This is a genomic window from Aurantiacibacter sp. MUD61 (assembly GCF_027912455.1).
In the GTDB taxonomy this organism is placed as follows: domain Bacteria; phylum Pseudomonadota; class Alphaproteobacteria; order Sphingomonadales; family Sphingomonadaceae; genus Alteraurantiacibacter.
The window spans coordinates 2,325,323-2,348,580 of the sequence record NZ_CP115446.1 but is presented as its reverse complement, the minus strand read 5'-3'; the positions used below and the strand labels follow the sequence as shown (position 1 = coordinate 2,348,580).

The following is a 23,258-nucleotide window of genomic DNA, read 5'->3' as shown; positions in this document are numbered from 1 at the left end:
AGTCAGTCCGTGATCGGCAGGCGATAGCGATCGGCACCGACGCGCACTTCGACAAAGCCATCACGGCGCTCGACTGCAGCCTGTTCCATTCCGTCCGCTGTGATCAGGCCACGTTCTGGCACACCGATTTCGAAGCGACGAAACACCCCGTCCGGGTGGCGCACGATCACGAGCCGCTCGCCCTCGCGATCCGCGCGTTCCATCGTGCAGTCGTCAGCGAAATTCGGTGCGCCGCCGATGGCGCAAGACACCGGAGTCCCTGCGGGCTGGTCTTCAGTTTCAGAGCACCCGACCAGAAGTATCGTAGCGCAGGCGAGAGCGGAGCGGATCATTTATGTCGCCCGGTCACTTGCGAAACATCGCGAATGGCGCCTTTTGCAGCGCTGGTTGTCATCGCAGCATAAGCCTGCAAAGCGGGGGTGACACGGCGCGGGCGCTCCTCTGCGGGCTGCCATGCTTCTTCCCCCTTCGCCTCCATCGCTTCACGACGCGCGGCCAGTTCATCGTCGCCGATTGCGAGATTGATAGTACGGTTGGGAATGTCGATTTCGATCCGGTCGCCCGGCTCAACCAAAGCGATTGCTCCCCCCTCGCCTGCCTCTGGCGAAGCGTGGCCGATCGACAAGCCCGATGTGCCGCCGGAGAAGCGCCCATCAGTCAGCAAGGCACACTCGGCACCGAGTCCCTTCGATTTGAGATAGCTGGTGGGATAGAGCATTTCCTGCATCCCCGGCCCGCCCTTGGGTCCTTCGTAGCGGATCACGACCACGTCGCCCGCCACCACTTCGTCTGCAAGGATAGCTTCCACGGCCGCATCCTGGCTTTCATAGACCTTGGCAGGGCCGGAGAATGTCAAAATGCTTTCATCGACCCCCGCCGTTTTCACGATACAGCCATCGCGGGCGATATTGCCGTAAAGTACGGCCAGTCCGCCATCCTTGCTGAAGGCGTGATCGGCGGAGCGGATTACTCCTTGTTCGCGGTCAAGATCGAGCGCATCCCACCGGCGCGATTGGCTGAAAGCCGTCTGTGTTGGCACGCCGCCCGGTGCGGCTTTATAGAAATCGTGGACCACGGGATTCGCATTGCGAGCAATGTCCCAATCATCAAGCGCGTCACCCATGGTTGGAGAGTGCACGGTGGGCAATGCCGTGTGCAGGAGCCCCGCCCGGTCTAGCTCGCCAAGGATCGCCATGATCCCGCCGGCGCGGTGCACGTCCTCCATATGCACATCGCTCTTGGCTGGCGCGACTTTGGACAGGCACGGCACGGTGCGGCTCAGCCGGTCGATATCCTGCATGGTAAAATCGACACCCGCTTCATGCGCGGCGGCAAGCAGGTGAAGCACGGTGTTGGTCGATCCGCCCATGGCGATGTCGAGGCTCATCGCATTTTCAAATGCCTCGAAGGTCGCAATGGAGCGCGGGAGAACGCTTGCGTCGTCCTCTTCGTAATAGCGTTTGGCCAGAGCGACGACGAGGCGGCCGGCGCGCTCAAACAGGCCCTGCCGGTCCGAATGGGTGGCAAGCTGCGAGCCGTTTCCGGGAAGCGAAAGGCCGAGCGCTTCGGTCAGGCAATTCATCGAGTTGGCAGTGAACATGCCCGAGCAGCTGCCGCAGGTCGGGCAGGCAGAGCGTTCGATGTCCGCCACTTCCTCGTCGGAATAGCTCTCGTCCGCTGCGGCGACCATCGCATCGACGAGATCGAGCGCGACTTCCTTGCCCTTCACGACAACCTTGCCGGCCTCCATCGGGCCACCGCTGACAAAGACGCAGGGCACATTCAGCCGCATCGCTGCCATCAGCATGCCGGGCGTGATCTTATCGCAATTGGAAATGCACACCATCGCATCGGCGCAATGGGCGTTGACCATATATTCGACGCTATCGGCAATCAGGTCGCGGCTCGGCAGCGAATAGAGCATGCCGTCATGCCCCATGGCGATGCCGTCATCGACAGCGATCGTGTTGAACTCTTTCGCTACACCGCCAGCGGCCTCGATCTGGCGCGCGACGAGCTGGCCGAGGTCTTTGAGGTGCACATGTCCCGGCACAAACTGCGTAAAGGAATTGACGACCGCGATGATCGGCTTGCCGAAATCGCCGTCCTTCATCCCCGTGGCGCGCCACAAGCCGCGCGCGCCCGCCATGTTGCGGCCGTGGGTTGTTGTTCGGGATCGGTAAGCGGGCATGCGGTATCCTAAGTCCGGCTAGCGTCAATGCTCCTAACGTAACGGAAGCGGTGCCCAATCCCCAAGAGGAAAAGCTTTTCGGGTGCGAAGCGCGATTTAGGCGCTTTCGAGTGCCAGCTTCACGCGACCTGCAACGTCGGCAATGATTGCTGCCCAGCGCGCCTGACCGCGTTCCTGCGTGATCAAATCGTTGCGAATTTCGATGGCGCAATAGGGCCGGCCCATGGCTTCCGCATGGCGGTTCATCGTCGCGTTCAGTTCCTTGCCCGAATAGGGCTCGTTATCGCCGACCGTGACACCCAGCTCTCCGAACAGGCGGATCGCGTGCAGCGCGGCACTGTCATCATTGTTGTAAAGCAGGCCGATTTCCCAAGGCCGTTCCTCGCCGGGCTTGCTCTCCAGCTCAGGTGTAAAGCTATGGATCGAGAGGATCAGCCCCGGATTGACCTGTTCCAGCCAGGTCTCCATCGCCTTGTGATAGGGACGATAATAATCATCGAGCCGTTTCTCGCGATTGGCGCCGATATTGCCGGGGATGAGGATACCGTCGCTGGTGGTCGGGATAAGCCCGTCCGAATCCTCTTCGCGGTGATGATCGATCGCGAGGCGGCTAACGTCTGAAAGCATCGCGGCAATTCCGTGACGACGCGCGAGGCGCTCTGCCACGCCGGCGGCGCCGATGTCATAGGCAATGTGCTTTTCCAGAGTTTCTGCAGACACGCCGAGTTCGATGCCTTCGGGCACCCGGTTCGATGCGTGATCGCATACCGCGACGATGCCCCCTCGGGTCGCCTCGCCAATAAAGCGGAACACGGGATCACTCATCGAAGTTTTCCTTTCATCTGCCACCATTCGGGGCGTTTTTGGCCAATGCGATCACTGGCCATGTCACGGTCTTCCAGGGAGTTGAACAACGCAAAACATGTCGCACCAGACCCGGACATGCGCGCCAGTATGGGATCAGTCGCACGCAATTGTTCAAGAACGTCTGCTATCGGGAAACACAGATCGATGGCCGATTGTTCCAAGCCATTCTTGCCGTACATCATGATGTCGCGCGCGGTTCCTTCGGGCAGCGGCCCATCATCATGGCCCCACCATCCCGCGAACACAGGTCCTGTGGCGAGCGGCTCGCGCGGATTGACGAGCAGAACCGGTGTGCTGCCAAGATCATTGTCGATAGGCTCCAGCTCGGTGCCTGTTCCGCGACCGATGCAGGTCACGCTTTCAACACAGGCAGGTACGTCTGCCCCAATCTTAGCTGCCCGGGCATGCCAGTCATCCGGGAGGCCATAAGCGTCGCGCATAATGCGGAACACAGCGCCCGCATCGGCCGAGCCACCACCAAGACCCGCGGCGACCGGAAGGTTTTTCTCCAGCGTAATCGCAAGACCATCAGGACGCGGAAGCGCGTTGAACGCCTTCGCGACGATATTGTCGAAGGGATTGTCTAAAACGCCGCCAAATTCGCCGACCGCGGTGACAGTGTCGGCATCGGCGGAGGTCGCCACTAGCGTGTCACCCGCATCGACAAAGGCGAACAAAGTCTCCAGCTCATGATAGCCATCCTCGCGCCGCTTACGAACATGCAGCGCGAGGTTGATCTTGGCGTAGGCAGTTTCTTGGAGCCGCAAGGCGTCACATGTTCGGATAATTCGGTCCGCCGCCGCCTTCGGGCGTGGTCCAATTGATGTTCTGGTTCGGATCCTTGATGTCGCAGGTCTTGCAGTGGACGCAGTTCTGCGAATTGATCACGAATTTGGGCTCCTCGCCCTCCTCGGTCACCCATTCATAGACACCTGCAGGGCAATAGCGCGTCGAGGGTCCGGCGAAGACTTCGAGCTCGCTCTCACGCTGCAATTCAAGGTCCGCCACTTTGAGGTGATTGGGCTGGTCCTCGGCGTGGTTTGTGAAGCTGTAAGATACGCTTGTGAGGCGATCGAAGCTGATCTTGCCGTCCGGCTTGGGATAGTCGATCGGCTTATGCAGATCGGCCCGCTGCAGTTCCTCGTGATCGCGATGATGCTTCATCGCCGGGATCACGCCGATCTTGAGCTGGCGCATCCACATGTCGATGCCGGCCAACACAGTTCCGACATCGCCGCCGAACTTGGCGACCATCGGCTGTGCGTTCTGTACTTTCTTCAGCTCCGTGGCGATCCAGCTCTCGCGCAAGTTGGAATCGTAATCAGCAACCTCGTCGTGCTCACGTTCCGCAGCGATGGCAGCGGCCACGCTTTCGGCTGCGAGCATGCCGCTTTTCATAGCGGTGTGGCTGCCCTTGATGCGGGGCACGTTCACGAAGCCCGCAGCACAACCAATCAGCGCGCCGCCGGGGAACGCGAGCTTGGGCACGCTCTGCCAACCGCCCTCGTTGATAGCGCGCGCACCATAAGCGACACGCGTCCCGCCTTCGAGATATTCCAGAATGGCGGGGTGGTGCTTCCAGCGCTGGAATTCCTGGAAGGGCGAAACATAGGGGTTCTTGTAATCGAGCGCAGTCACGAAGCCGATTGCAACCTGACCGTTCGCCTGATGGTAGAGGAAGCCGCCGCCCCAGGTATCGCTTTCGGAAAGCGGCCAGCCCTGCGTGTGGATCACGCGGCCGGGCACGTGCTTGTCGGGATCGATATCCCACAATTCCTTGATGCCGAGGCCATAAACCTGCGGCTGGCAATTCGCCTCCAGATCGAAGCGCTCTTTCATCATCTTGGTCAGATTGCCGCGCGCGCCCTCTGCGAAGAGGGTGTATTTGGCCTGGATTTCCATGCCGGGCTGGAAGTCGGGCTTGTGGCTGCCATCAGCGGCCACACCCATGTCCTGCGTGATCACGCCGCCGACCGAGCCATCTTCATTGAAGATCACTTCTGCAGCCGGAAAACCGGGGAAGACCATCACGCCGAGCGCTTCTGCCTGTTCGCCCAGCCAACGCGTCAGATTGCCAAGCGAACCCGTGTAACAGCCGTCGTTCGACATAAAAGGCGGCATGGCGAGATGCGGAATTGAGACGTTGCCGCCTTTGGACAGCATCCAGTGCCAATTGTCGGTGACCGGCGTTTCGGCCATCGGGCAGTCCATATCGCGCCATTCAGGCAACAACTCGTCCAGAGACTTCGGATCGACTACTGCGCCAGACAGGATGTGCGCACCGATTTCGGAGCCCTTCTCAAGGACCACTACTTCGAGCTCTTCATTCACCTGTTTCAGTCGGATGGCAGCAGCCAAACCAGCCACACCACCGCCGACGATTACCACGTCTACGGGCATTGATTCCCGTTCAACCATCATTTCATCCCGTTTTACCGATGTTCCGTTGCAAGGGGACTTGATCGACGCCCTGCCACAGGTCAAGACCGCCTTTGGCCTGAATATGCAAAATCACGCAGAAAAATCCCTCGCAGATGATTATGCGGCCGCGCTCAACTGGTGGCGCGATGCCGGGGTCGATGGTCATTTTGAAGACGAACCGCAGAATTGGCTCGCCGCAGCAGAGCCCGAACGGCCCAAGGTTACGAAGCCCTCGGCTCCGGCCAGCGAAGAAGCCCAAGCGCCCGCCGCCCCGGCAATCGCGACCGCCGATATTCCGACCGATCTTGCTGCATTCCAGAGCTGGTGGATGTCACCGGATACTGCCCTGCCCGCCGGCAGCGGCCCGCGCGTTGCGCCGCGCGGCGTTCCAAATGCGGAGCTCATGATTTTGGGCACCATGCCGGAGGCGCAGGATCGAGAGACACTTTTCAGCAACCGCGACGGTGTTCTGCTCGGCAATATTCTCAAGAGCCTGTCGATCGAGACCAACTCGGCCTATTTCGCGAGCGCCTTGCCCGCGCACATGCCTTTGCCCGACTGGGATGGTTTTGGCGCGTCGGGGCTGGGTGAAGTTCTGAAGAGACATATCGCCTTGGTATCGCCGCGACGGGTGCTTGTGATGGGCAGCAAATTGCCCGCACTTCTCGGCCATGATGCTGCAGCCCTGCCCGAAGAATTTTCCGATTGCGGGGGCATTCCTGCCCTCGCCACTTTTGCCCCTGAACGATTGCTAGACCATCCGCGCCAGAGTGCCCGACTTTGGAAAAGATTGCTTCACTGGACTTCATAACATGAGATCTTTCAGAACCTTGATGGCAACTCTTGCCACAGTTTCCGCCGCATGTGCACTCTCTGCACCGGGCGCAGCTGCACAGGATACTCGCACCTACTTTACGGCTCGGATCGCCAACCCGCAGGTGCCGCAGCAATTGAATGCCGAAGAGCGGGAATATTACGGTCAGTTGTTCCGCGCCATCGACGCCGAGCGTTGGGATGAGGTCGAGCGACTGCTCGACCAGAGATCCGACGGACTGCTGCACGATGTCGCGCGGGCGGAATACTATTTGCACGCAAGCTCTCCGCGCGCAGAGCTCTATGAAATCCTCGATGTGCTGGATAGCGGAGCGCATTTGCCACAGGCCGAACAGCTGGGTCGGCTTGGCGTCACCCGCGGGCTCGAGAGAGAGCCCGACCTCCCCTACGCGCGTCAATTCAGCAGGCGCGGCGAGATGCCAAGACGCAACCGTCCGCGCACAATCAACGATGGCACCATGCCCGATAGCGTGCGGACATCCATTCTCAGTCACATTTCCAATGATGATCCCGATGGCGCGCGGTTGCTTCTGGATGGCGTAGATGCCTCGCTCAGCTCAGCAGCGCGTGCCGAATGGCGCCAGCGCGTCGCATGGAGCTATTACATCGAGAACCGCGATGCAGAAGCGCTCGCCCTGGCCCAAACCGTTGGCGCAGGTTCCGGTCCATGGGTTGCCGAAGGCGATTGGGTAGCGGGCCTCGCTTCCTGGCGGCTTGGCGATTGCCAGAACGCGCTCGATTATTTCCAGCGCTCTGCTGCCGGAGCAGACAGCCCCAATCTGCGCGCTGCGGCGCTTTATTGGGGATCGCGCGCGGCCCTGCGATGTCGCCAGCCTGATTTGAGCACCCAGATGCTCAACAATGCCGCGGTCGATGACCGGGTGATGTATGGCATGCTCGCGGCCGAGCAATTGGGCCGCCAATTGCCGGACCGGGTCGAAAGCGCTGATCTCAGCCAGGAAGATTGGCAGAGCATCGGCAATATCGAAAATGTGCGCATTGCCGTGGCCTTGACCGAGATCGGGCGCGACATTTTGGGTAGCCAGGTGCTGCTGCATCAGGCGCGCATTGGTCGAACGGAGGAATATGCGCCGCTTTCGAGGCTCGCTCGCGCGCTCGGCTTCCCGCGCACGCAGATCTACATGGCGCTCAACGCTCCCAGCGGCACGGAGGCTGATCCGGCATCGCACTTCCCCGCGCCGCGCATTGCGCCGTTCAACGGATGGCAAGTCGATCCCGCTCTGGCTTTCGCACATATCTTGCAGGAGTCTGTCTTCCGCGCCGATGCAGTCAGCCCGGCGAACGCGCAGGGATTGATGCAGATCACTCCGCCGACTTTGCGGCAGCATGCAGGTTGCGTGGGCCGATCCGCCAGTTCGATCAATGTCTTCGAGCCCTCTATGAACCTGGCGCTCGGGCAATGCAATTTGCAGATGGTCGCGCGCAATTCGGCGACTCAAGGACGCCTTCCGCAAATCATGGCTGCCTATAATGCCGGGCTCACTCCGATCACGCGCTGGGTTTCCGAAGTGAACGATCAGGGTGACCCGCTGCTTTATATGGAGTCGATCCCCTATTGGGAGACGCGCGGCTATGTCGCGATCGTGATGCGTAATTACTGGATGTATGAGCGGCAGGCCAATGCTGCCTCGCCCACGCGTAGCGCCCTTGCACAAAATGACTGGCCTATGTTCCCCGACGGCACAGGAAGTGATGGGCGCGTGTATATGTCCGCCGGAGAGCGCTGATGGCGATTGACGAGACGCGCGAATTCGTGCCGATCACAATCGCACTGCTTACCATTTCGGACACACGCACGCCTGAAGACGATACTTCCGGCGACATTTTGGCAAAGCGAATTACCGACAGCGGACATCGCTTGGCTGAGCGAGCGATCGTCAGAGACGACGCGGAGATAATCGCCGACCAGCTGCGGGAATGGATCAAGAATTCCGACGTCGATGCGGTGATCACAACCGGCGGCACAGGTCTGACCGGCCGCGATGTCACGCCCGAAGCGCTCGATTTGGTGAAAGACAAGGATATCCCGGGCTTCGGGGAGCTTTTCCGCTGGATCAGCTTCGATCTGATCGGCACATCGACCATCCAGTCGCGCGCCTGCGCCGTGCTCGCGGGCGGGACCTATATCTTTGCGCTTCCCGGATCGAATGGTGCGGTCAAGGACGGTTGGGATCGCATCTTGCGAGAGCAATTGGATAGCCGAAACCGGCCCTGCAATTTTGTGCAACTGATGCCGCGGTTGAACGAGCGCTAAGGGGCCACGAAGCGGCAACGGGCCTGAGCCACATCAAGGCTTGCCCACAATCCACCTTTGTTCTATTTATGTTCCATGCTCAAGCATGAGACCATAAAGGGGCGCGGTGCCCAGTCAGCGGTCGTGCCGGATCGCTTTGGACTTGCACAACGGGATGCGGATGGCGACTGGCGCGACGCGATGGAGCAACTCGATGGTCCGCCGCTAAAACTCCAGACGCAGGTGACTGAAGAGCATCCAAAAACAATCCTTTCGTTCAACCAATCGCCAGACATCTTCTTCGATCGTTCGATCAACGCCTACCGTGGATGCGAACATGGGTGCGTCTATTGTTTTGCGCGCCCCACCCATGCCTATCACGATCTTTCGCCTGGCCTGGATTTTGAAACGAAGCTTTTCGCCAAGCCCGATGCCCCTCGCTTGCTGCGAGAAACGCTTGCGCGGCCCAAATATGTTCCGAAACCCATCGCAATGGGGACCAACACCGATCCCTATCAGCCGATCGAAAAGCGCTACCGCATCACCCGCCAGCTGCTCGAAATCTGCCTCGACTGCCGCCATCCGGTGACCATTACCACCAAGTCCGACCGGGTCCTTCAGGATCTGGAGCTGCTTACGAAGATGGCGCGGCATCAGCTCGTCGCCGTGGCGATATCCGTGACGAGCCTCGATCCCGTCTTGTCCGGCAAGCTGGAACCGCGGGCAGCCGCCCCGGCCAAGCGCATGACGGCGCTCAAAGTGCTGGCTGATCAGGGCGTTCCAACGCATTGCTCAATTGCGCCGATCATACCGGCGATCACCGATTCCTTCATGGAAGAGATTATTGCGGAAGCTGCATCCTCGGGCGTTGGGAGCATTGGCTGGATACCCTTGCGCCTACCGCATGAAGTCGCGCCCTTGTTTCGCGAATGGCTGGACGTTCACTTTCCGGATCGCGCATCAAAGGTGATGAGCATCGTGCGATCGATCCGCAACGGGCGCGATAATGACCCCGAATTTTTCAGCCGACTGAGGCCAAGCGGGGTCTGGGCAGAGCTTTTTCGGACCCGATTCCGGGTCGCCTGCCGCAAAAATTGTGTAAAAAAACAAAATTTTTACCTCGAAACGGGTAATTTTCGGCGCCCAAGTGTGGACGGACAGCTACAACTGTTGTGAAACATTGGCTTCGCGTGCGGTTTTGGGTTAACACCCCCCGCAAGTGTGTGGCATTGTCAGTCCGGTTCGATTGGCAGTTACTGCGCATCGATTCGTAATTCGTGTTAATTGGGGGAATACCTGATGAAAAAAGTTACCATCGCCCTCCTCGCCGGGACAGCGTGCATCGCCACGCCTGCTGCGGCGCGGGATGGCGAATTCTACTTCGGCGCCGGCTTCGGTGTCGTTTCGCCGGAAGATATCGACCTCGATGATGGCCTGGATGAAATCATCCTTGAGCTTGACCATGGTTGGGAAGGTGAACTGGTTCTCGGCTACGATGCTGGTCCGGTGCGTTTCGAAGTCGAAGGCGCCTATCGCGAATTCGACATCGATGCGGTCGATGCTGCATTCGTGGGTGTTCCCGTTGATGCCGCTTCGAACCTCGTCGGTGGTTTCCAGACCCCGGTCGGCGGTAATGGCTCGCAGTGGAGCGGTATGTTCAATGCCCTGCTCGACCTTGGCGGCAATGATGGCATCGGCGTCGCAATCGGCGGCGGTGTAGGCATCACCAACGCTGGCTTCAACGATGTCCGCACCTACTCCACCGGCCCGGGCTTCCTGGACGATGATGACGCGAACTTCGCATGGCAGGCGATCGGCCAGCTTTACGCTCCGCTGACCGACAGCATCGACGTTTCGCTGAAGTACAAGTACCACAAGGTGACTGATGTTCAGTACATCGACACCGTTGGTCGTACCTTCGATGCAGACGTGTCCTCGCACTCGCTGCTCGGCACGTTCATCTTCAACTTCGGCGGCGAAGAAGCGGCTCCGCCGCCTCCTCCGCCCCCGCCGCCGCCTCCGCCGCCTCCTCCGCCCCCGCCTCCTCCGCCGCCGCCTCCGCCGCCGGTCGTTGAGTGCAACACGGGCCCCTACATCGTGTTCTTCGATTGGGATGAGAGCGACATCACGCCGGAAGCAGCAACCGTACTCAACTCGGCTGTCACCGCTTATGGCGATTGCGGTACCGCGCGCATCATGCTCGCCGGTCACACCGATACTTCGGGCCCGGCTGACTACAACGTCGGCCTGTCTGAGCGTCGCAACGAATCGGTCCAGGCATACCTTACCTCGCGTGGTATCCCGGCTAGCCGCATCATGAGCGAAGCTTTCGGTGAAAGTGATCTCCGCGTGCCGACCGCAAACGGTGTTCGCGAACTGCAGAACCGTCGTGTGGAAATCACTTACGGTCCGAACTCGGGCATGTAAGTCACGCCATCAAGGCAAACAGAACGGGCCGGGAGAGCGATCTCCCGGCCCTTCTTTTTTGTCATCTGCGATCGGGCGCGTGCGAACTTACGGTAGATATCTATTCGCAGCCGTCTTCTTCGGGCGCCTCGAGGTCATAATTTGCGGGTCGCCATTCACCGTCAACGCGATACATCGCCAATTGCTCGATAGCGTTCGGCGTTTTCTGATAATCTACATAAAACGTGAGCAGTTCTGCCGCATCTGCGCCCGAGCCCTGCGGCGCTGGGATTTGCTCAACTGTAAGTAGCTCGCGGCGGATCAGCACACCGTGGTTGTTTCGATGCAAGGCCACACCCAATTCCCACCAATCATCGGAGGGTCGCAAAAGCTCACTATTTTCGGCAGCGCGTTCGCGAGCTGCTTGGGCATCGCCTGCCCCCAACAGGGCGAGCCATTCGCGGGCGGCCTCCTCAGATTCGGCCCTCTGAATCGGAGGAGAGGCTTCGAAGTCAGACGCCTCGGCCAAATTGTCTTCAGAATGAGTTGTTTCAGGGGTGGTATCTAAACCGGCATTAGTGATGGCAACAGCAAGCGCTGCGATTGCAATGGTGCAAGTCATGATCACAAGTCCTTTCATACGCCAATCCGAGCCGGAGGATCCGGAACTCTCACTGATGGCGTGGAAAGAAGGATCGCGTCCGATGTCGCCGTTGGCACTCCCCAAATCGTTGCGCGCATGGTTTTGGGGTGTCGCGTCCTCGGCATCCCCCAAAATTCTTGCGGCCTCGCGGCTGCTCGACACATCCAATTTGCGGCGGGCGTTCCGGAGACGATCGTTGATTGTGTGGACGGAAATGTCGAGTTCGCGCGCACTCGATTTGGCGTCATGGCCAGAAAGCAGCAGACGCAGCGCCTCCTTCTCTTTCTCCGTCAGATCACCAAGCGCATCCGCCATGCCCCGTTTTAAGCCACCAGCCTGAGATGTCCAACGCCGCGAATGGGGCTCATCTGGACATTCGAGAGGCCGGGGACCCCGGTAAGGGCGTCGACCACTTCACCCGATAGAGCGAAGTCGCGCCCCAACAGGAGAGTGGGCGCGACATCGCCGTCTATATGCAGAGTGATCTGCACCTCGCCATGTCCCGCCTTGCCCAGTTCGAGCACGTCCTGAAGCGTCGCAATCGCAGCGACGTCATGCACATCAGCCGTCAATTGCATGCGCGCAAAACTCGTGACCTCAGATAGTGGCCGCGCCCCGCGGACAGTGACCCGCGGCGGATCATCGGGATTGGGCGAGTCCAGCTCGACATTGAGCAAAAGACACGTGCCGTCCTCTGCCCATTTTTGGAAACTGTCGACCAGCGTTTCTTCAAAGCAGGCGGCGCTGAACTGCCCGGAGCTGTCGGAGAAGTCCGCGCGGATGAACTCCGCACCGCGCTTCGTGCGACCCTTGTTCACGCTCTCGACCATGGCCGCCATCACCGCCTTCTGGCGACCACCTTCAGCGCCGCTTTCCATGAGCGAGGCGTAGCTACGCGCGCCATTCGCGGATGCGATCATCTTGAATTCCGCAACCGGATGCGCGGCGAAATAGAAACCGAAAGTGTCGCGTTCGACAGCCATCTGCTCGCCACGGCTCCATGGTTCAGCCTCGGCCAGCTTGAGTGATGGTTCGGCGTGATCCTGCCCGCCAAAAAGCGCAGCCTGACCGCTCGCCTTTTCACGGTTCGCCGCATCAGCCACCGCCAGCAGCATGTCTGCATTGGCGAGCACTTTGGCGCGGTTCGGCTCCAGCGAGTCGAAAGCTCCCGCGCCCGCAAGGCCTTCCAGCTGCTTCCGATTCATCGAGCCAGCGGGCAGACGCTTGAACACATCCTCAAGGCTTTCGAATGGTCCATGCGCCATGCGCTCGGCAAAGACCTGCTCCATCGCCCTCTCGCCGACATTGCGTATCCCTGCGAGCGCGTAACGCACCGCCCAGCCCTCGTCAGTCTCCTCGACCACGAATTCGGCCTCCGACGCATTTATGTCAGGCCCAAGCAGGTCGATGCCATTGCGCCGGGCATCATCGACAAACACTGCCAGCTTCTCCGACTGGTGCATGTCGAAGCACATGGACGCAGCGTAGAACTCTTCGGGATAATGCGTTTTTAGCCACGCCGTCTGGTAGCTGAGCAAAGCGTAGGCGGCGGCGTGCGATTTGTTGAAACCGTATCCGGCGAATTTGTCGATCAAGTCGAACAGCGCGTTGGCTTCCGCTTTCTCGATGCCCGACACTTCCAGACAGCCATCGCAGAAGCGCGCACGCTGCTTGTCCATTTCCGCCTGGTTCTTCTTACCCATGGCGCGGCGAAGCAAATCGGCATCGCCGAGCGAATATCCGGCGAGGATCTGCGCGGCGAGCATCACCTGCTCCTGATAGACGAAAATGCCGTAGGTCTCTTCGAGAATGCCTTTGAGCTTTTCGTGCGGGTATTCGATCGGCGCCTCACCCGCCTTGCGCTTGCCGAACAGCGGGATGTTGTCCATCGGGCCCGGCCTGTAGAGCGAGACGAGCGCGATAATGTCCTCGAACTTCGTCGGCTTCACCGCTGTCAGCGTGCGCCGCATTCCTTCGGATTCAAGTTGGAACACGCCGACCGTATCACCGCGCTTGAGCAGATCGAATACGCCAGTATCGTCCCACGGCAGAGTATCGAGATCGACGGTGATGCCGCGTCTGCCAAGCAGGTCCACCGCCTTGCGTAGCACGCTGAGCGTTTTCAGGCCGAGGAAGTCGAACTTCACAAGACCCGTATCCTCGACATGTTTCATGTCAAACTGAGTGACCGGCATGTCAGAGCGCGGATCGCGGAACAGAGGTACAAGCTGGCTAAGCGGCCTGTCTCCAATCACAACACCGGCGGCGTGGGTGGAGGAATTGCGTGGGAAGCCTTCCAATTGCATCGCCAGATCGACGAGGCGCTTCACCTCATTGTCGTTGTCATATTCGCGCTTGAATTCGGCAACGCCATTGAGGGCGCGGGGCAGAGTCCACGGATCGGTCGGATGGTTGGGCACCATTTTGGTGAGCCGGTCCACCTGCCCATAGGGCATTTGCAGAATGCGGCCCGTATCGCGCAGCACGGCGCGCGCTTTCAGCTTACCGAAGGTGATGATCTGCGCGACTTTGTCGTGACCGTATCGCTCCTGCACATAACGGATGACTTCGCCGCGACGCGTTTCGCAGAAGTCGATATCGAAGTCGGGCATGGAAACGCGTTCCGGGTTGAGGAACCGTTCGAACAGCAAGCCCAAGCGAATGGGATCGAGATCGGTAATGGTCAGCGCCCAGGCAACGAGCGAACCCGCACCCGAGCCACGCCCCGGCCCCACCGGTATCCCCTGCGATTTCGCCCATTTGATGAAGTCGGCAACGATCAGGAAGTAGCCGGGGAAGCCCATGTTCTTGATGATGCCGACCTCGTAATCGAGGCGCTCCATATAGACTTTCAGCTCTTCATCGGAGAGCTCGTCATAGAGCTCAAGCCGTGCGGCGAGACCGCGCTTCGCATCCTCTTCCAGCATACGCGCCTCGCCTTCCTGATCGCCTGCAAGGCTGGGCAGGATCGGCGCGCGGCGCGGCGGAGCGAAGGCGGTGCGCTGGGCGATCACGAGGCTGTTGGCGGTCGCTTCAGGCAGATCGGCGAACAGTTCCTCCATCGCCGCGGCGGATTTGACATAGGCTTGTGGATTGGATGTCGGGCGGTCCGCACTGTCGATCTGTGAGGAATTGGCGATGCACAGCATGGCGTCGTGCGCGCTGTGCTGATGCGGCTCGGCGAAGTTGGCTGGATTGGTCGCAACCAGCGGCAGGTTTTCCGCATAGGCGAGATTGAGCAAGCCCTCTTCCGCCGCTTCCTCGATCGGATTACCGCGCCGCGCCAGTTCCACATAGAGTCGATCCGGGAACAGGGCGGACAGCCGCTCCGCCACTTCATGGGCGCGGCGTTCTTTCCCGTCAGCCAGCAGCCGCGTGACCGTTCCGCCACTGGCCCCAGTAAGAGCGATCAGCCCAGCGGTGTGACCTGCGAAGTCCTCCCAGGTGACATGGGGTTCAAGCTCCAGCGGCCTGTCCAGATGGGCGCGGCTGACGAGATAGCAAAGGTTGTTCCAGCCATCTTCATCCTGCGCATAGAGCGGCAGGAAGTCGACGGGTTCGCCCTCACCACGCCGCACGCCGAGAAGGGTTCCGATGATGGGCTGCACACCTTCGCCCACGCAAGCGCCGGAGAACATGGTCGAGCCGTACAGCCCGTTACGATCGCAAATGGCGATGGCGGGAAAACCGCGTTCTTTCGCCAGTTTGGCCAGCGCCTTCGGGTCAATCGCTCCCTCGAGCATCGAGTAGCTCGAGATCACACGGAGCGGAACGAAAGGTGCGTAGGCCATGCTTTCACTATGGTGATCGCGCGCAGATTCGCAAAGCCTGCGCTGGGGAAAAGCCGGTGGGTTATTCGCCTGACGTTTCCAACTGCGCCTCTGCAATCTTGCGGCGGGTCTGGCGGACTTGCGAAATCGCGCCGTAGATCACCAGCACCGCGAGGAAGATCCACACCCACACCGGGATATTTTGCCCCACGATCGCCAGGTAGAGGTAGGCGGATACGAAGAAGAAGCCTGCCAGCATGGTGGGCAGCAATGTCGATTTGCCCGCCCGTGCATTCTTCACGATCCACCCGACGGAGGCGAGAAAGAAGGGGATCGCGCCGACGTAGATTGCGCCGAAGATCCACGGATTAACCCCGTAGGTCGCGCCAAGTGAGAGGAACCAGTCTGATATGGACTCGAGCATGCGAGTATCTCCTTTTGACCGGTACCTTCGCCGGTGCGCGCGCTTTGGTTACTCTTCGCGCGGGCTGTAGATGAGGTCGAAGCTGTCGCTCCAGCTCGCGCCATGATCGGTGCTCATCTCGCCGTGCTGGCGAACGGTCCCGTCTTCGCGCGGCGCATAGGTCATCCGGACAAGCTGCGGCGCGTCGTCATCATCGGTGCCCCAGTACCCGCTCAATACCATCGCATCGCCGGCTGGTCCGCCTTCGAAGGTGATGCGCTGCGGATTGCTGCCGATCCACAGCTGGTGCCACGTGCTGGTACGCGGATCGAGGGTGGTAAGGCTCACCCCGTCGCCGCCGCGAAAGGGCATCCATGTCTCGCGAATGGCGCACCCGCCTGCGACGCGCTCAATCCGGCTGTAGGCTATGGGCGCTTCCGTGCCATTGGGCGCGACAGTCCACTCGCCGACCCAGAAGTCGAAAGCGGCGAACTCCTCGCCCGAACACGGCGCTGCGGGCTGTTCCGCCTCCGCGGGCATCGGCAAATCCGCCGCGCCCTCCTGCAACAGCATGAGCGCAGCGAGCGATGTGGCCAGCAAAGCCATCGGCAATTCCCCTATTCTATCCGTCCCTCATGCAGGCGTACCACGCGGTCCATGCGGGCGGCCAGACGTTCGTTATGCGTTGCGACAAGCGCCGCGCTGCCCTGCCCGCGCACCAGCTCGAGGAACTCGCCCAACACCCGCTCCGAGGTCTTCTCGTCGAGATTGCCGGTAGGCTCATCAGCCAGAACGAGTTGTGGCTTGTTGGCGAGCGCGCGGGCCACCGCCACACGTTGCTGTTCACCGCCGGACAGCTTGCTCGGGCGGTGTTCGAGGCGATGCGATAGGCCAAGCGCGCCGAGCAGATGCTCCGCCCGCACCTTCGCATCGGCGCGCGACACGTTGAGCAGGAGCTGCGGCAGGATCACATTCTCCATCGCGGTGAAATCCGGCAGCAGGTGATGGAACTGGTAGACGAAGCCCAGATGATCGCGGCGCAGAGTCGTGCGCTCAGCAGAGTTGAGCGCGCTCGCGTCCTGTCCGGCGATTTCGATGGTGCCTTCGAACCCGCCTTCGAGCAGGCCGACCGCTTGCAGCAGAGTGGACTTGCCCGACCCCGACGGACCGAGCAGCGCCACGATCTCTCCGGGCGCTATCTCCATGTTTACGCCGCGCAGCACTTCGATGGTGACATCACCCTGCTCGAAACTGCGGGCGAGGCCGGCAAGGCGGACGACCGGACTACTCATAGCGCAGGACCTCGACAGGATCGGTATTGGAGGCGCGATAGGCGGGATACAGCGTCGCGAGGAAGCTGAGACCCAGCGCCATTCCGGCAATCGCCAGCACTTCCACCGGATCGGTGCGCGATGGCAATTCGGTAAGGAAGCGGACCTGAGGGTCCCACAGCTCGACGCCGAATGCGGTGCTGAGCCCGGTGACAATGGGGCCGCGGAAGAACAGCACAAGGAAGCCCAGCGCAAGTCCGGTCAGCGTGCCGACAAGCCCGACAACCGAGCCGGTGGTGACGAAGATCTTCATCAGGCTCCGGCGCGTTGCTCCCATTGTGCGGACGATGGCGATATCGCGGGTCTTGCTGCGCACCAGCATCACCAGTGAGGAGAGGATGTTGAACGCGGCCACCAGCACGATGATGGAAAGGGCGAAGAACATGGCGACGCGCTCCACCTGCAATGCCTCGAACAGCGATGCGTTCATGCTCTGCCAGCTGGTGACGACAGCCCGGCCATCGAGCTTGCGCGCGACGGGCTCGAGTATCTCGTTCACCCGCTCCGGATCCTCCACCTGAACTTCGATCATGCTGATGGATTCACCCGTCATGGTGAGCGTTTGCGCCGTCGGGATCGGCATCACCACGAAGCGCTCGTCAAAGTCGATGAGGCCGACGGAGAACACCGCAGTGACCGTGTAGCCGACCTGGCGCGGGACGGTGCCGAAGGGCGTCGTGCGTCCCTGCGGGTTGATAATCGTGATCGTATCCCCCAGGCGAATGCCGAGGTTCTGCTGCAAGGCCGCACCGATGGCGACATTTTTCTCGCCAGGCGTGATAGTGCTGAGATCACCCGCCACCATCTTGTCCTGATAGCGGTCGATATCCTCAGCCGTATTCCCGCGAACGAACACCGCTTCTGCGCGGCCGTTATAGGTGGCGAGCAGCGGCTGTTCGATCAGCGGAGACGCGGCCGTCACACCCTCGGCGGACTCGATCTCGGCGAGCACCTCTTCCCAATTCTCCAGCCTGCCGCCGTAGGCCTGCACCACGGCATGGCCGTTCAGATTGGTGATGCGGTCGATCAGCTCACCGCGAAAGCCGTTCATCACGCTCATGACGATCACGAGCATGGCGACCGAGAGTGCGACCACGGTGATCGAGATACCGGCCACCAGCGCAATCACGGCTTCGCTGCGCCCGGGCAGCATGTAGCGTTTGGCGATGGACCATTCGAAGGGAGTGAGGATCACGAGAGCGGTTTTCCGGATTGGTTCATGGCTGCACTAGGTGCGCCCTCCTTTCGCTGCGATGAAGCGTGATCGCAAGCCCAAAAGGCGCGTTCACCCCCGATTCTCGCGCGCCGAAGCAGCGAGGGTGTGACAGGTGTGACAGTGTTCTGGAGCAAAAACTCCCGTGCCCACGAATGGCCTCTAAACATCTGGCGCTGCAGAAAAAGTCGAGGCGAGGAAATCATCCCCGCCTCATCTTGTATCCATAGTTTTGTAGGAAAGCCTATTCGGCCAGTTCCCTCGCAATCCACGCATCGACATGCGCTTCCAGCACGTTCAGCGGAACTGCACCGTTTTCGAGCACCGTGTCATGGAAGTCGCGCAGGTCGAAATCGGCCCCCAGCGCCTCCTCTGCACGGGTTCGCAATTCGCGAATTTTAAGCTCGCCGATCTTGTAGGCAACCGCCTGCCCCGGCCAGGTGATGTAGCGATTGACCTCGGCGTTGATATTGCCTTCTGAAAGCGCGGTATTGTCCAGCATGTAGGCAACCGCTTCGTCGCGGGTCCAGCCCATCGCATGAATACCGGTATCGACGACCAGACGGGTCGCGCGCCACATTTCATAGCTCAGACGCCCCATTTCCTTGGCTGGCGTATCGTAAAGGCCCATCTCGATGCCGAGCCGTTCGGAATAGAGGCCCCATCCTTCCACAAAAGCCGTGAAGAAGCTGCCGTTGGCACGCAGCGGATGCATGTCGAGTTCCTGCTGCAGCGCGATCTGATGATGATGCCCCGGCACCGCCTCGTGAACGCCAAGCGCGGGCAATTCCCACAGCGGGCGCTGATCGAGTTCGGTCAGGTTCAGGCGATAGATGCCGGGTTGCCCGGTGGCCATCGATCCGCGCTCGTAATAGGCGGTGGTATTGCCGGGAGCGACAGCTGCGGGGATCGGCTCAACCGAATATGGCAGGCGAGGCAGGCGGCCGAACAGGCGCGGCATCCACCCGTCGATTTCCTTGGCGAGCGCGCGCGTATATTCGAGATAGCTCTCTTCATCTTCGGGATAATATTGCGGGTCGGTGCGCAGATGCTCGATAAAGGCTTCGCGCGTGTCGAAGCCACCTTCGGCCGCGACGGCCTCCATCTCGGCCCGAATGCGCGCGACTTCTGAGAGACCAAGATCGTGCACCTGCTGCGGCGTCATGTCGGTAGTTGTGAAGCTGCGCACGCGATAGGCGTAATATGCCTCACCGCCAGGCGTCCCGCCGATACCCGGTGCCTCATCGGCGCGGCATGCCGGAGCGAAATCCTGCACATAATAGTCGCGGAAGGCCTGGAGACCGGCGAAAGCGCCTTCGGTGATGGCGGTTCGTCCACGATCCTCGATAGCTGCCCAGTCCTCTTCCGAAATAGTGGCCGGACGTTCGTCGAAAGCCTGCCACCAGACCGATTCCTCAGGGCTGTCGGTGATGAAGCCGCTGATCGAGTTCTCATACCCTTGCATTGGCTCGCAAGGCTGCGTCAGGCCACGCTCGATTGCGCCTTCGCTCCGATCGATAAAGGCCTGAATGTAATCGGGAAAGCTTTCCAACCGGGTCAGATAGCTATCATAATCAGCGGCGGTGAAAAGCGGGCTTGAATACGGCAGGCTCGCGATCGCGCTTTGGGGGCCACCGCGATTGGTGAAAGTGATGTAGCGGCTGTGATCGTGCTCGGCCGCTTCGAGCTGATCGTTGAAGCTGCGCGCCAGCAGGGCGTAATCGATGCGCAGATTTTCCGGCAGCATGTCGACATCGATCGATTGCAATCGCACGTTGAATTCGCGCGTCTGCATCAGCGATCTGTCGTAGCCGTCCATAGAGGGGTCGCCCAACGACCCATCATTGCGCCGGTCCCCCACACCTTCGGAAAGCCATGGCGACTGGTCGAGGGCATTCTGCCACACATCCTCGCGCAGCTGGACGAATTGCGCCTCCGCATCCTGAGAGAAAGCAGCCTGCGGCATAGCTACAGCCAAAGCGATTGCAGTGGTGGCGAGGAATGTGCGGGTCATTGTGGGGTCTCCCGAAAAATTGGTTTCGCGAGAGACTAGGCTTGTGGGCGGTGAACGCAAGCGATCAGGTGGGCGCGCGTGCCGGGTATTTATTGCGGAAGTAAAGCAGCATCACAACACCGAGCAGCACTGGCCCAGCGACGAGCAACGGATCGGGCAGATCGTAGAACCCGGCGGTTTCAAATTCCACCAGCGGCGCGCGAAGCACGATTACAAAGGCCCAAACCATTCGCGCCAGATGCCGCGCAATGCGCAGGCGCTTGCGCTGGTCTGGCTTCAGGTACCAATTGATGTCTCCAGCCAGCAGGATGAGTGGCACGAGCAGCACGATCCCCGGGCCGATTATCGGGACGACGCCTGACAGCACATTTGGAAGGGAGGCCAGGATGAAAATACCGACCGCAGCGATTTCAAACGCCGTCAGCGCATACTCGGCCCCGCGCACGCGCCCGCTCGCCGGTTGCAGCGCGAGCCAGGCAGTCGCCACAGCATAGCTGGAAGTGATAGCATTAAGAGCGAGCGGAGGAACAAACTCAGCCACAAGCATAATGATCGCGGTTATCGCGACAATGAATACGCCGACAATACAAATCTGCCCTGCACGAATGTGCAGCGTGCTTCCCTTGCGCGCAAAGAAGGCGACAATCGCTGCGACAAACCAGATCACACCGATTATGATGTGACCCTGATATTCCAGCAAGCTGTAAGGCGAAGGATCAGAAAAATCGATCGGATCCGGTGCGAATAGCCTGATATCGTTCATGCATTCCCCCCAATGCAAATGCCCGAAAGCGTTCTGATACCACAGCGTGCGTAAGGCTCAAAACTGGGGCCATCATCCGCACCGCAATGTCTGCACACCCCAATCGCGTTCGAGCAAATAGAGAACCAGCCTCGCCGCTTGCCCGCGTGCGCTTTCAAGCCCGCCTTCCTGTTCGACCAACAATTTTGCATCGGCGTTTGCCATGTCGATATACTTGGTCACCTGTTCGAGGCTGGCGATGCGGAAGCCTTCTTCGCCGGACTGCTTGGTGCCGAGCAGTTCACCGCCGCCGCGCAGTTTCAGATCTTCCTCGGCGAGATGGAAACCGTCCTGGCTCTCGCGCATCAGGGCGAGGCGCTGCTTGCCGGTCTCGCTGAGTTCATTGCTGCGCAGGAGCAGGCAGGTCGATTTCTCGCTGCCCCGCCCCACCCGGCCGCGCAGCTGGTGCAGCTGGGCAAGGCCGAAGCGCTCAGCCTGCTCGATCACCATGAGCGTGGCGTTGGGCACGTCGACGCCGACCTCGATCACCGTGGTCGCGACAAGGATTCTCGCATCGCCGCTCGCAAAGCGCGCCATGCCGGCATCTTTCAATTCAGGTGCGAGCTGGCCGTGGACCATCACGACATCCTCGCCAAACCGCTCCTTCAATGCAGCGTAGCGCGCTTCAGCAGCGGCGATATCGTCCGTCATGGTTTCACTGTCGCGAACCATCGGGCACACCCAATAGGCCTGCTGGCCGCTTTCGACATGGCGACCCACGGCGGCGGCGATCTCGTCGATCCTGTCGAGCGGCAGAACGCGTGTGTCGATAGCCTGCCTGCCGGGCGGAAGTTCATCGAGGCGGCTGACTTCCATTTCACCGTGATTGGCGAGCACCAGCGTGCGCGGGATCGGCGTTGCCGTCATCGCCAACGTATGCGGTGTCACCTTGCCCTTCTGCGCCAGCATCAGGCGCTGGGACACGCCAAAACGATGCTGCTCATCAATCACGACGAGACCCAGGTTCCTGTAGCTCACCGTGTCCTGAAAAATCGCATGGGTACCAACGACGATCTGGATGCTGCCGTCGAGCAGGCCCATCAGGATACTCTCGCGCGCCCTCCCCTTGTCACGCCCTGTCAGCAGCGCGATTTCGACGCCGGTGGGCTTGGCCATCGCACGCAGGGTTTCGAAATGCTGGCGGGCGAGCAATTCGGTCGGCGCGAGCAGGGCTGCCTGCGCCCCCGCCTCCACCGCTGCGAGCATCGCTTCCAGTGCCACTACAGTCTTGCCAGCGCCGACATCGCCCTGAAGCAGGCGAAGCATTGGGCTGGCCTGCGCCATGTCTCCCGTGATTTCGTCGATCGAGCGGCGCTGGGCTCCCGTAAGCGGGAACGGCAGCTCCAGCCTGTCTCGCAGAGAGCCGTCACCCTTCAGCGCCTGCCCGCGCCGCGCACGGTTGCTCTGCCGCACCAGCATCAGCGCAAGGGCATTGGCGAACAGCTCATCATAGGCGAGCCGATCGCGTGCTTTCCCGTTCTCGCCCTTGTGCGCCAGCGCAATCGCATCATGCCAGTTCGGCCAGCCCTCGCGCTCGAAAGTCTTGGGCTCGATCCATTCGGGCATTTCAGGAGCCTTGGCGATTGCCTGCTCGACAAATCCACCGATCCGCGGCTGGGTCAGCCCTTCGGCAAGGCGATAGATCGGCTCCACCATCTTGCCCATCGCATCGGCGCTTTTCTCCGCCACGTGGTCGGGATGGACGATCTGCAGAGTCTGGTCGAACTGGTCGAGCCGCCCCGCCACCCAGCGTGTCTCGCCGACCGGCAGCTGTTTCTTCGCCGTGTAGGAGGCGCGCCCGAAATAGGTCAGCGCGCAAATATTGCCAAGCACATCCTGCGCCAGCACGCGGTACGGCCCACGCCCCGGATTGCGCGGACTGCGATGCTCGACCACGGTGAGCGGCACGACGATCTGCTCACCCACCCCAGCCTCATCGAGGTCTTTCACCGCTCGCCGCGTAACGAAGCGTTCGGGCAGGTGGTAAAGCACGTCCCGCACCCGCGCGAGGCCGAGCCGTTCCAATGGCTTTTTCAGCTTCGGCCCGACGCCATCGAGCGTTTCGATCTCGGCAAACAGGGGATTGAGGATTTCGGGGCGCATTCGGCC

19 protein-coding genes are annotated in these 23,258 nt (G+C 60.7%); 5 read left to right on the top strand and 14 right to left on the bottom strand.

The annotated features are described in order from the left end of the window. Positions 1 to 2 precede the first annotated feature (2 nt). The 5 genes from O2N64_RS11285 to O2N64_RS11265 form a co-directional block, all read right to left on the bottom strand. Positions 3 to 332, bottom strand: coding sequence for a hypothetical protein (locus O2N64_RS11285; protein ID WP_271077692.1), 330 nt, complete (start codon positions 330 to 332; stop codon positions 3 to 5). After that, entirely contained in the window at positions 329 to 2,191 is a 1,863-nt protein-coding gene (gene ilvD, locus O2N64_RS11280) for a dihydroxy-acid dehydratase (protein WP_271077691.1), read from the bottom strand. Before ilvD ends, O2N64_RS11285 begins: the two co-directional genes overlap by 4 nt. A gap of 96 nt (positions 2,192 to 2,287) precedes the next feature. Then, the gene (locus tag O2N64_RS11275; protein ID WP_271077690.1) at positions 2,288 to 3,016 is read right to left on the bottom strand and encodes an N-formylglutamate amidohydrolase; all 729 of its coding nucleotides are present in this window, start codon (positions 3,014 to 3,016) and stop codon (positions 2,288 to 2,290) included. Continuing rightward, complete coding sequence (locus tag O2N64_RS11270) at positions 3,013 to 3,825, bottom strand: 4-(cytidine 5'-diphospho)-2-C-methyl-D-erythritol kinase (RefSeq protein WP_271077689.1); 813 nt, start codon at positions 3,823 to 3,825, stop codon at positions 3,013 to 3,015. The genes O2N64_RS11275 and O2N64_RS11270 overlap by 4 nt, the downstream gene beginning before the upstream one ends. A gap of 4 nt (positions 3,826 to 3,829) precedes the next feature. Beyond that, positions 3,830 to 5,425 carry an electron transfer flavoprotein-ubiquinone oxidoreductase gene (locus O2N64_RS11265; protein ID WP_271079652.1) on the bottom strand — a complete coding sequence of 532 codons (1,596 nt, stop codon included), beginning with the start codon at positions 5,423 to 5,425 and terminating at the stop codon, positions 3,830 to 3,832. Here O2N64_RS11265 and O2N64_RS11260 point away from each other — a divergent pair. From O2N64_RS11260 to O2N64_RS11240, 5 genes are all read left to right on the top strand, one after another. Further along, a complete protein-coding gene (locus O2N64_RS11260) occupies positions 5,331 to 6,290 on the top strand; it encodes a uracil-DNA glycosylase family protein (protein WP_271079696.1) in 960 nt (319 codons plus the stop codon). The two genes, O2N64_RS11265 and O2N64_RS11260, sit on opposite strands and share 95 nt — an antisense overlap. A gap of 22 nt (positions 6,291 to 6,312) precedes the next feature. Next, entirely contained in the window at positions 6,313 to 8,061 is a 1,749-nt protein-coding gene (locus O2N64_RS11255; protein ID WP_271077688.1) for a transglycosylase SLT domain-containing protein, read from the top strand. Next, positions 8,061 to 8,588 (top strand): molybdenum cofactor biosynthesis protein B, encoded by a 528-nt coding sequence (moaB, locus tag O2N64_RS11250; protein ID WP_271077687.1) that lies wholly within the window; start codon positions 8,061 to 8,063, stop codon positions 8,586 to 8,588. Before O2N64_RS11255 ends, moaB begins: the two co-directional genes overlap by 1 nt. A 75-nt stretch (positions 8,589 to 8,663) precedes the next feature. After that, a complete protein-coding gene (locus O2N64_RS11245) occupies positions 8,664 to 9,743 on the top strand; it encodes a PA0069 family radical SAM protein (protein WP_271077686.1) in 1,080 nt (359 codons plus the stop codon). A 123-nt stretch (positions 9,744 to 9,866) separates the two neighbouring features. After that, a complete protein-coding gene (locus O2N64_RS11240) occupies positions 9,867 to 10,994 on the top strand; it encodes an OmpA family protein (RefSeq protein WP_271077685.1) in 1,128 nt (375 codons plus the stop codon). A gap of 100 nt (positions 10,995 to 11,094) precedes the next feature. Here the strand turns inward: O2N64_RS11240 and O2N64_RS11235 are convergent, their stop codons facing one another. From O2N64_RS11235 to recG, 9 genes are all read right to left on the bottom strand, one after another. After that, complete coding sequence (locus O2N64_RS11235) at positions 11,095 to 11,931, bottom strand: helix-turn-helix domain-containing protein (protein WP_271077684.1); 837 nt, start codon at positions 11,929 to 11,931, stop codon at positions 11,095 to 11,097. Positions 11,932 to 11,939: 8 nt separating this feature from the next. Further along, positions 11,940 to 15,407: a DNA polymerase III subunit alpha gene (gene dnaE, locus O2N64_RS11230; RefSeq protein ID WP_271077683.1), complete on the bottom strand. Its 3,468-nt coding sequence runs from the start codon at positions 15,405 to 15,407 to the stop codon at positions 11,940 to 11,942. 61 nt (positions 15,408 to 15,468) lie between these two features. Beyond that, positions 15,469 to 15,810 carry a hypothetical protein gene (locus tag O2N64_RS11225; RefSeq protein WP_271077682.1) on the bottom strand — a complete coding sequence of 114 codons (342 nt, stop codon included), beginning with the start codon at positions 15,808 to 15,810 and terminating at the stop codon, positions 15,469 to 15,471. A gap of 48 nt (positions 15,811 to 15,858) precedes the next feature. Next, positions 15,859 to 16,395 (bottom strand): hypothetical protein, encoded by a 537-nt coding sequence (locus tag O2N64_RS11220; protein WP_271077681.1) that lies wholly within the window; start codon positions 16,393 to 16,395, stop codon positions 15,859 to 15,861. An 11-nt stretch (positions 16,396 to 16,406) separates the two neighbouring features. Further along, a complete protein-coding gene (locus O2N64_RS11215; protein WP_271077680.1) occupies positions 16,407 to 17,081 on the bottom strand; it encodes an ABC transporter ATP-binding protein in 675 nt (224 codons plus the stop codon). Next, positions 17,074 to 18,315, bottom strand: a complete 1,242-nt coding sequence (locus tag O2N64_RS11210; RefSeq protein WP_271077679.1) for a lipoprotein-releasing ABC transporter permease subunit — start codon at positions 18,313 to 18,315, stop codon at positions 17,074 to 17,076. Before O2N64_RS11210 ends, O2N64_RS11215 begins: the two co-directional genes overlap by 8 nt. A 262-nt stretch (positions 18,316 to 18,577) precedes the next feature. Further along, on the bottom strand, positions 18,578 to 20,347 hold the full coding sequence (locus O2N64_RS11205; RefSeq protein ID WP_271077678.1) for a DUF885 domain-containing protein: 1,770 nt from the start codon (positions 20,345 to 20,347) through the stop codon (positions 18,578 to 18,580). Between the two features lie 64 nt (positions 20,348 to 20,411). Beyond that, on the bottom strand, positions 20,412 to 21,110 hold the full coding sequence (locus O2N64_RS11200; protein WP_271077677.1) for a hypothetical protein: 699 nt from the start codon (positions 21,108 to 21,110) through the stop codon (positions 20,412 to 20,414). Between the two features lie 72 nt (positions 21,111 to 21,182). After that, entirely contained in the window at positions 21,183 to 23,252 is a 2,070-nt protein-coding gene (recG, locus tag O2N64_RS11195; RefSeq protein WP_271077676.1) for an ATP-dependent DNA helicase RecG, read from the bottom strand. Between the last annotated feature and the right edge of the window lie 6 nt (positions 23,253 to 23,258).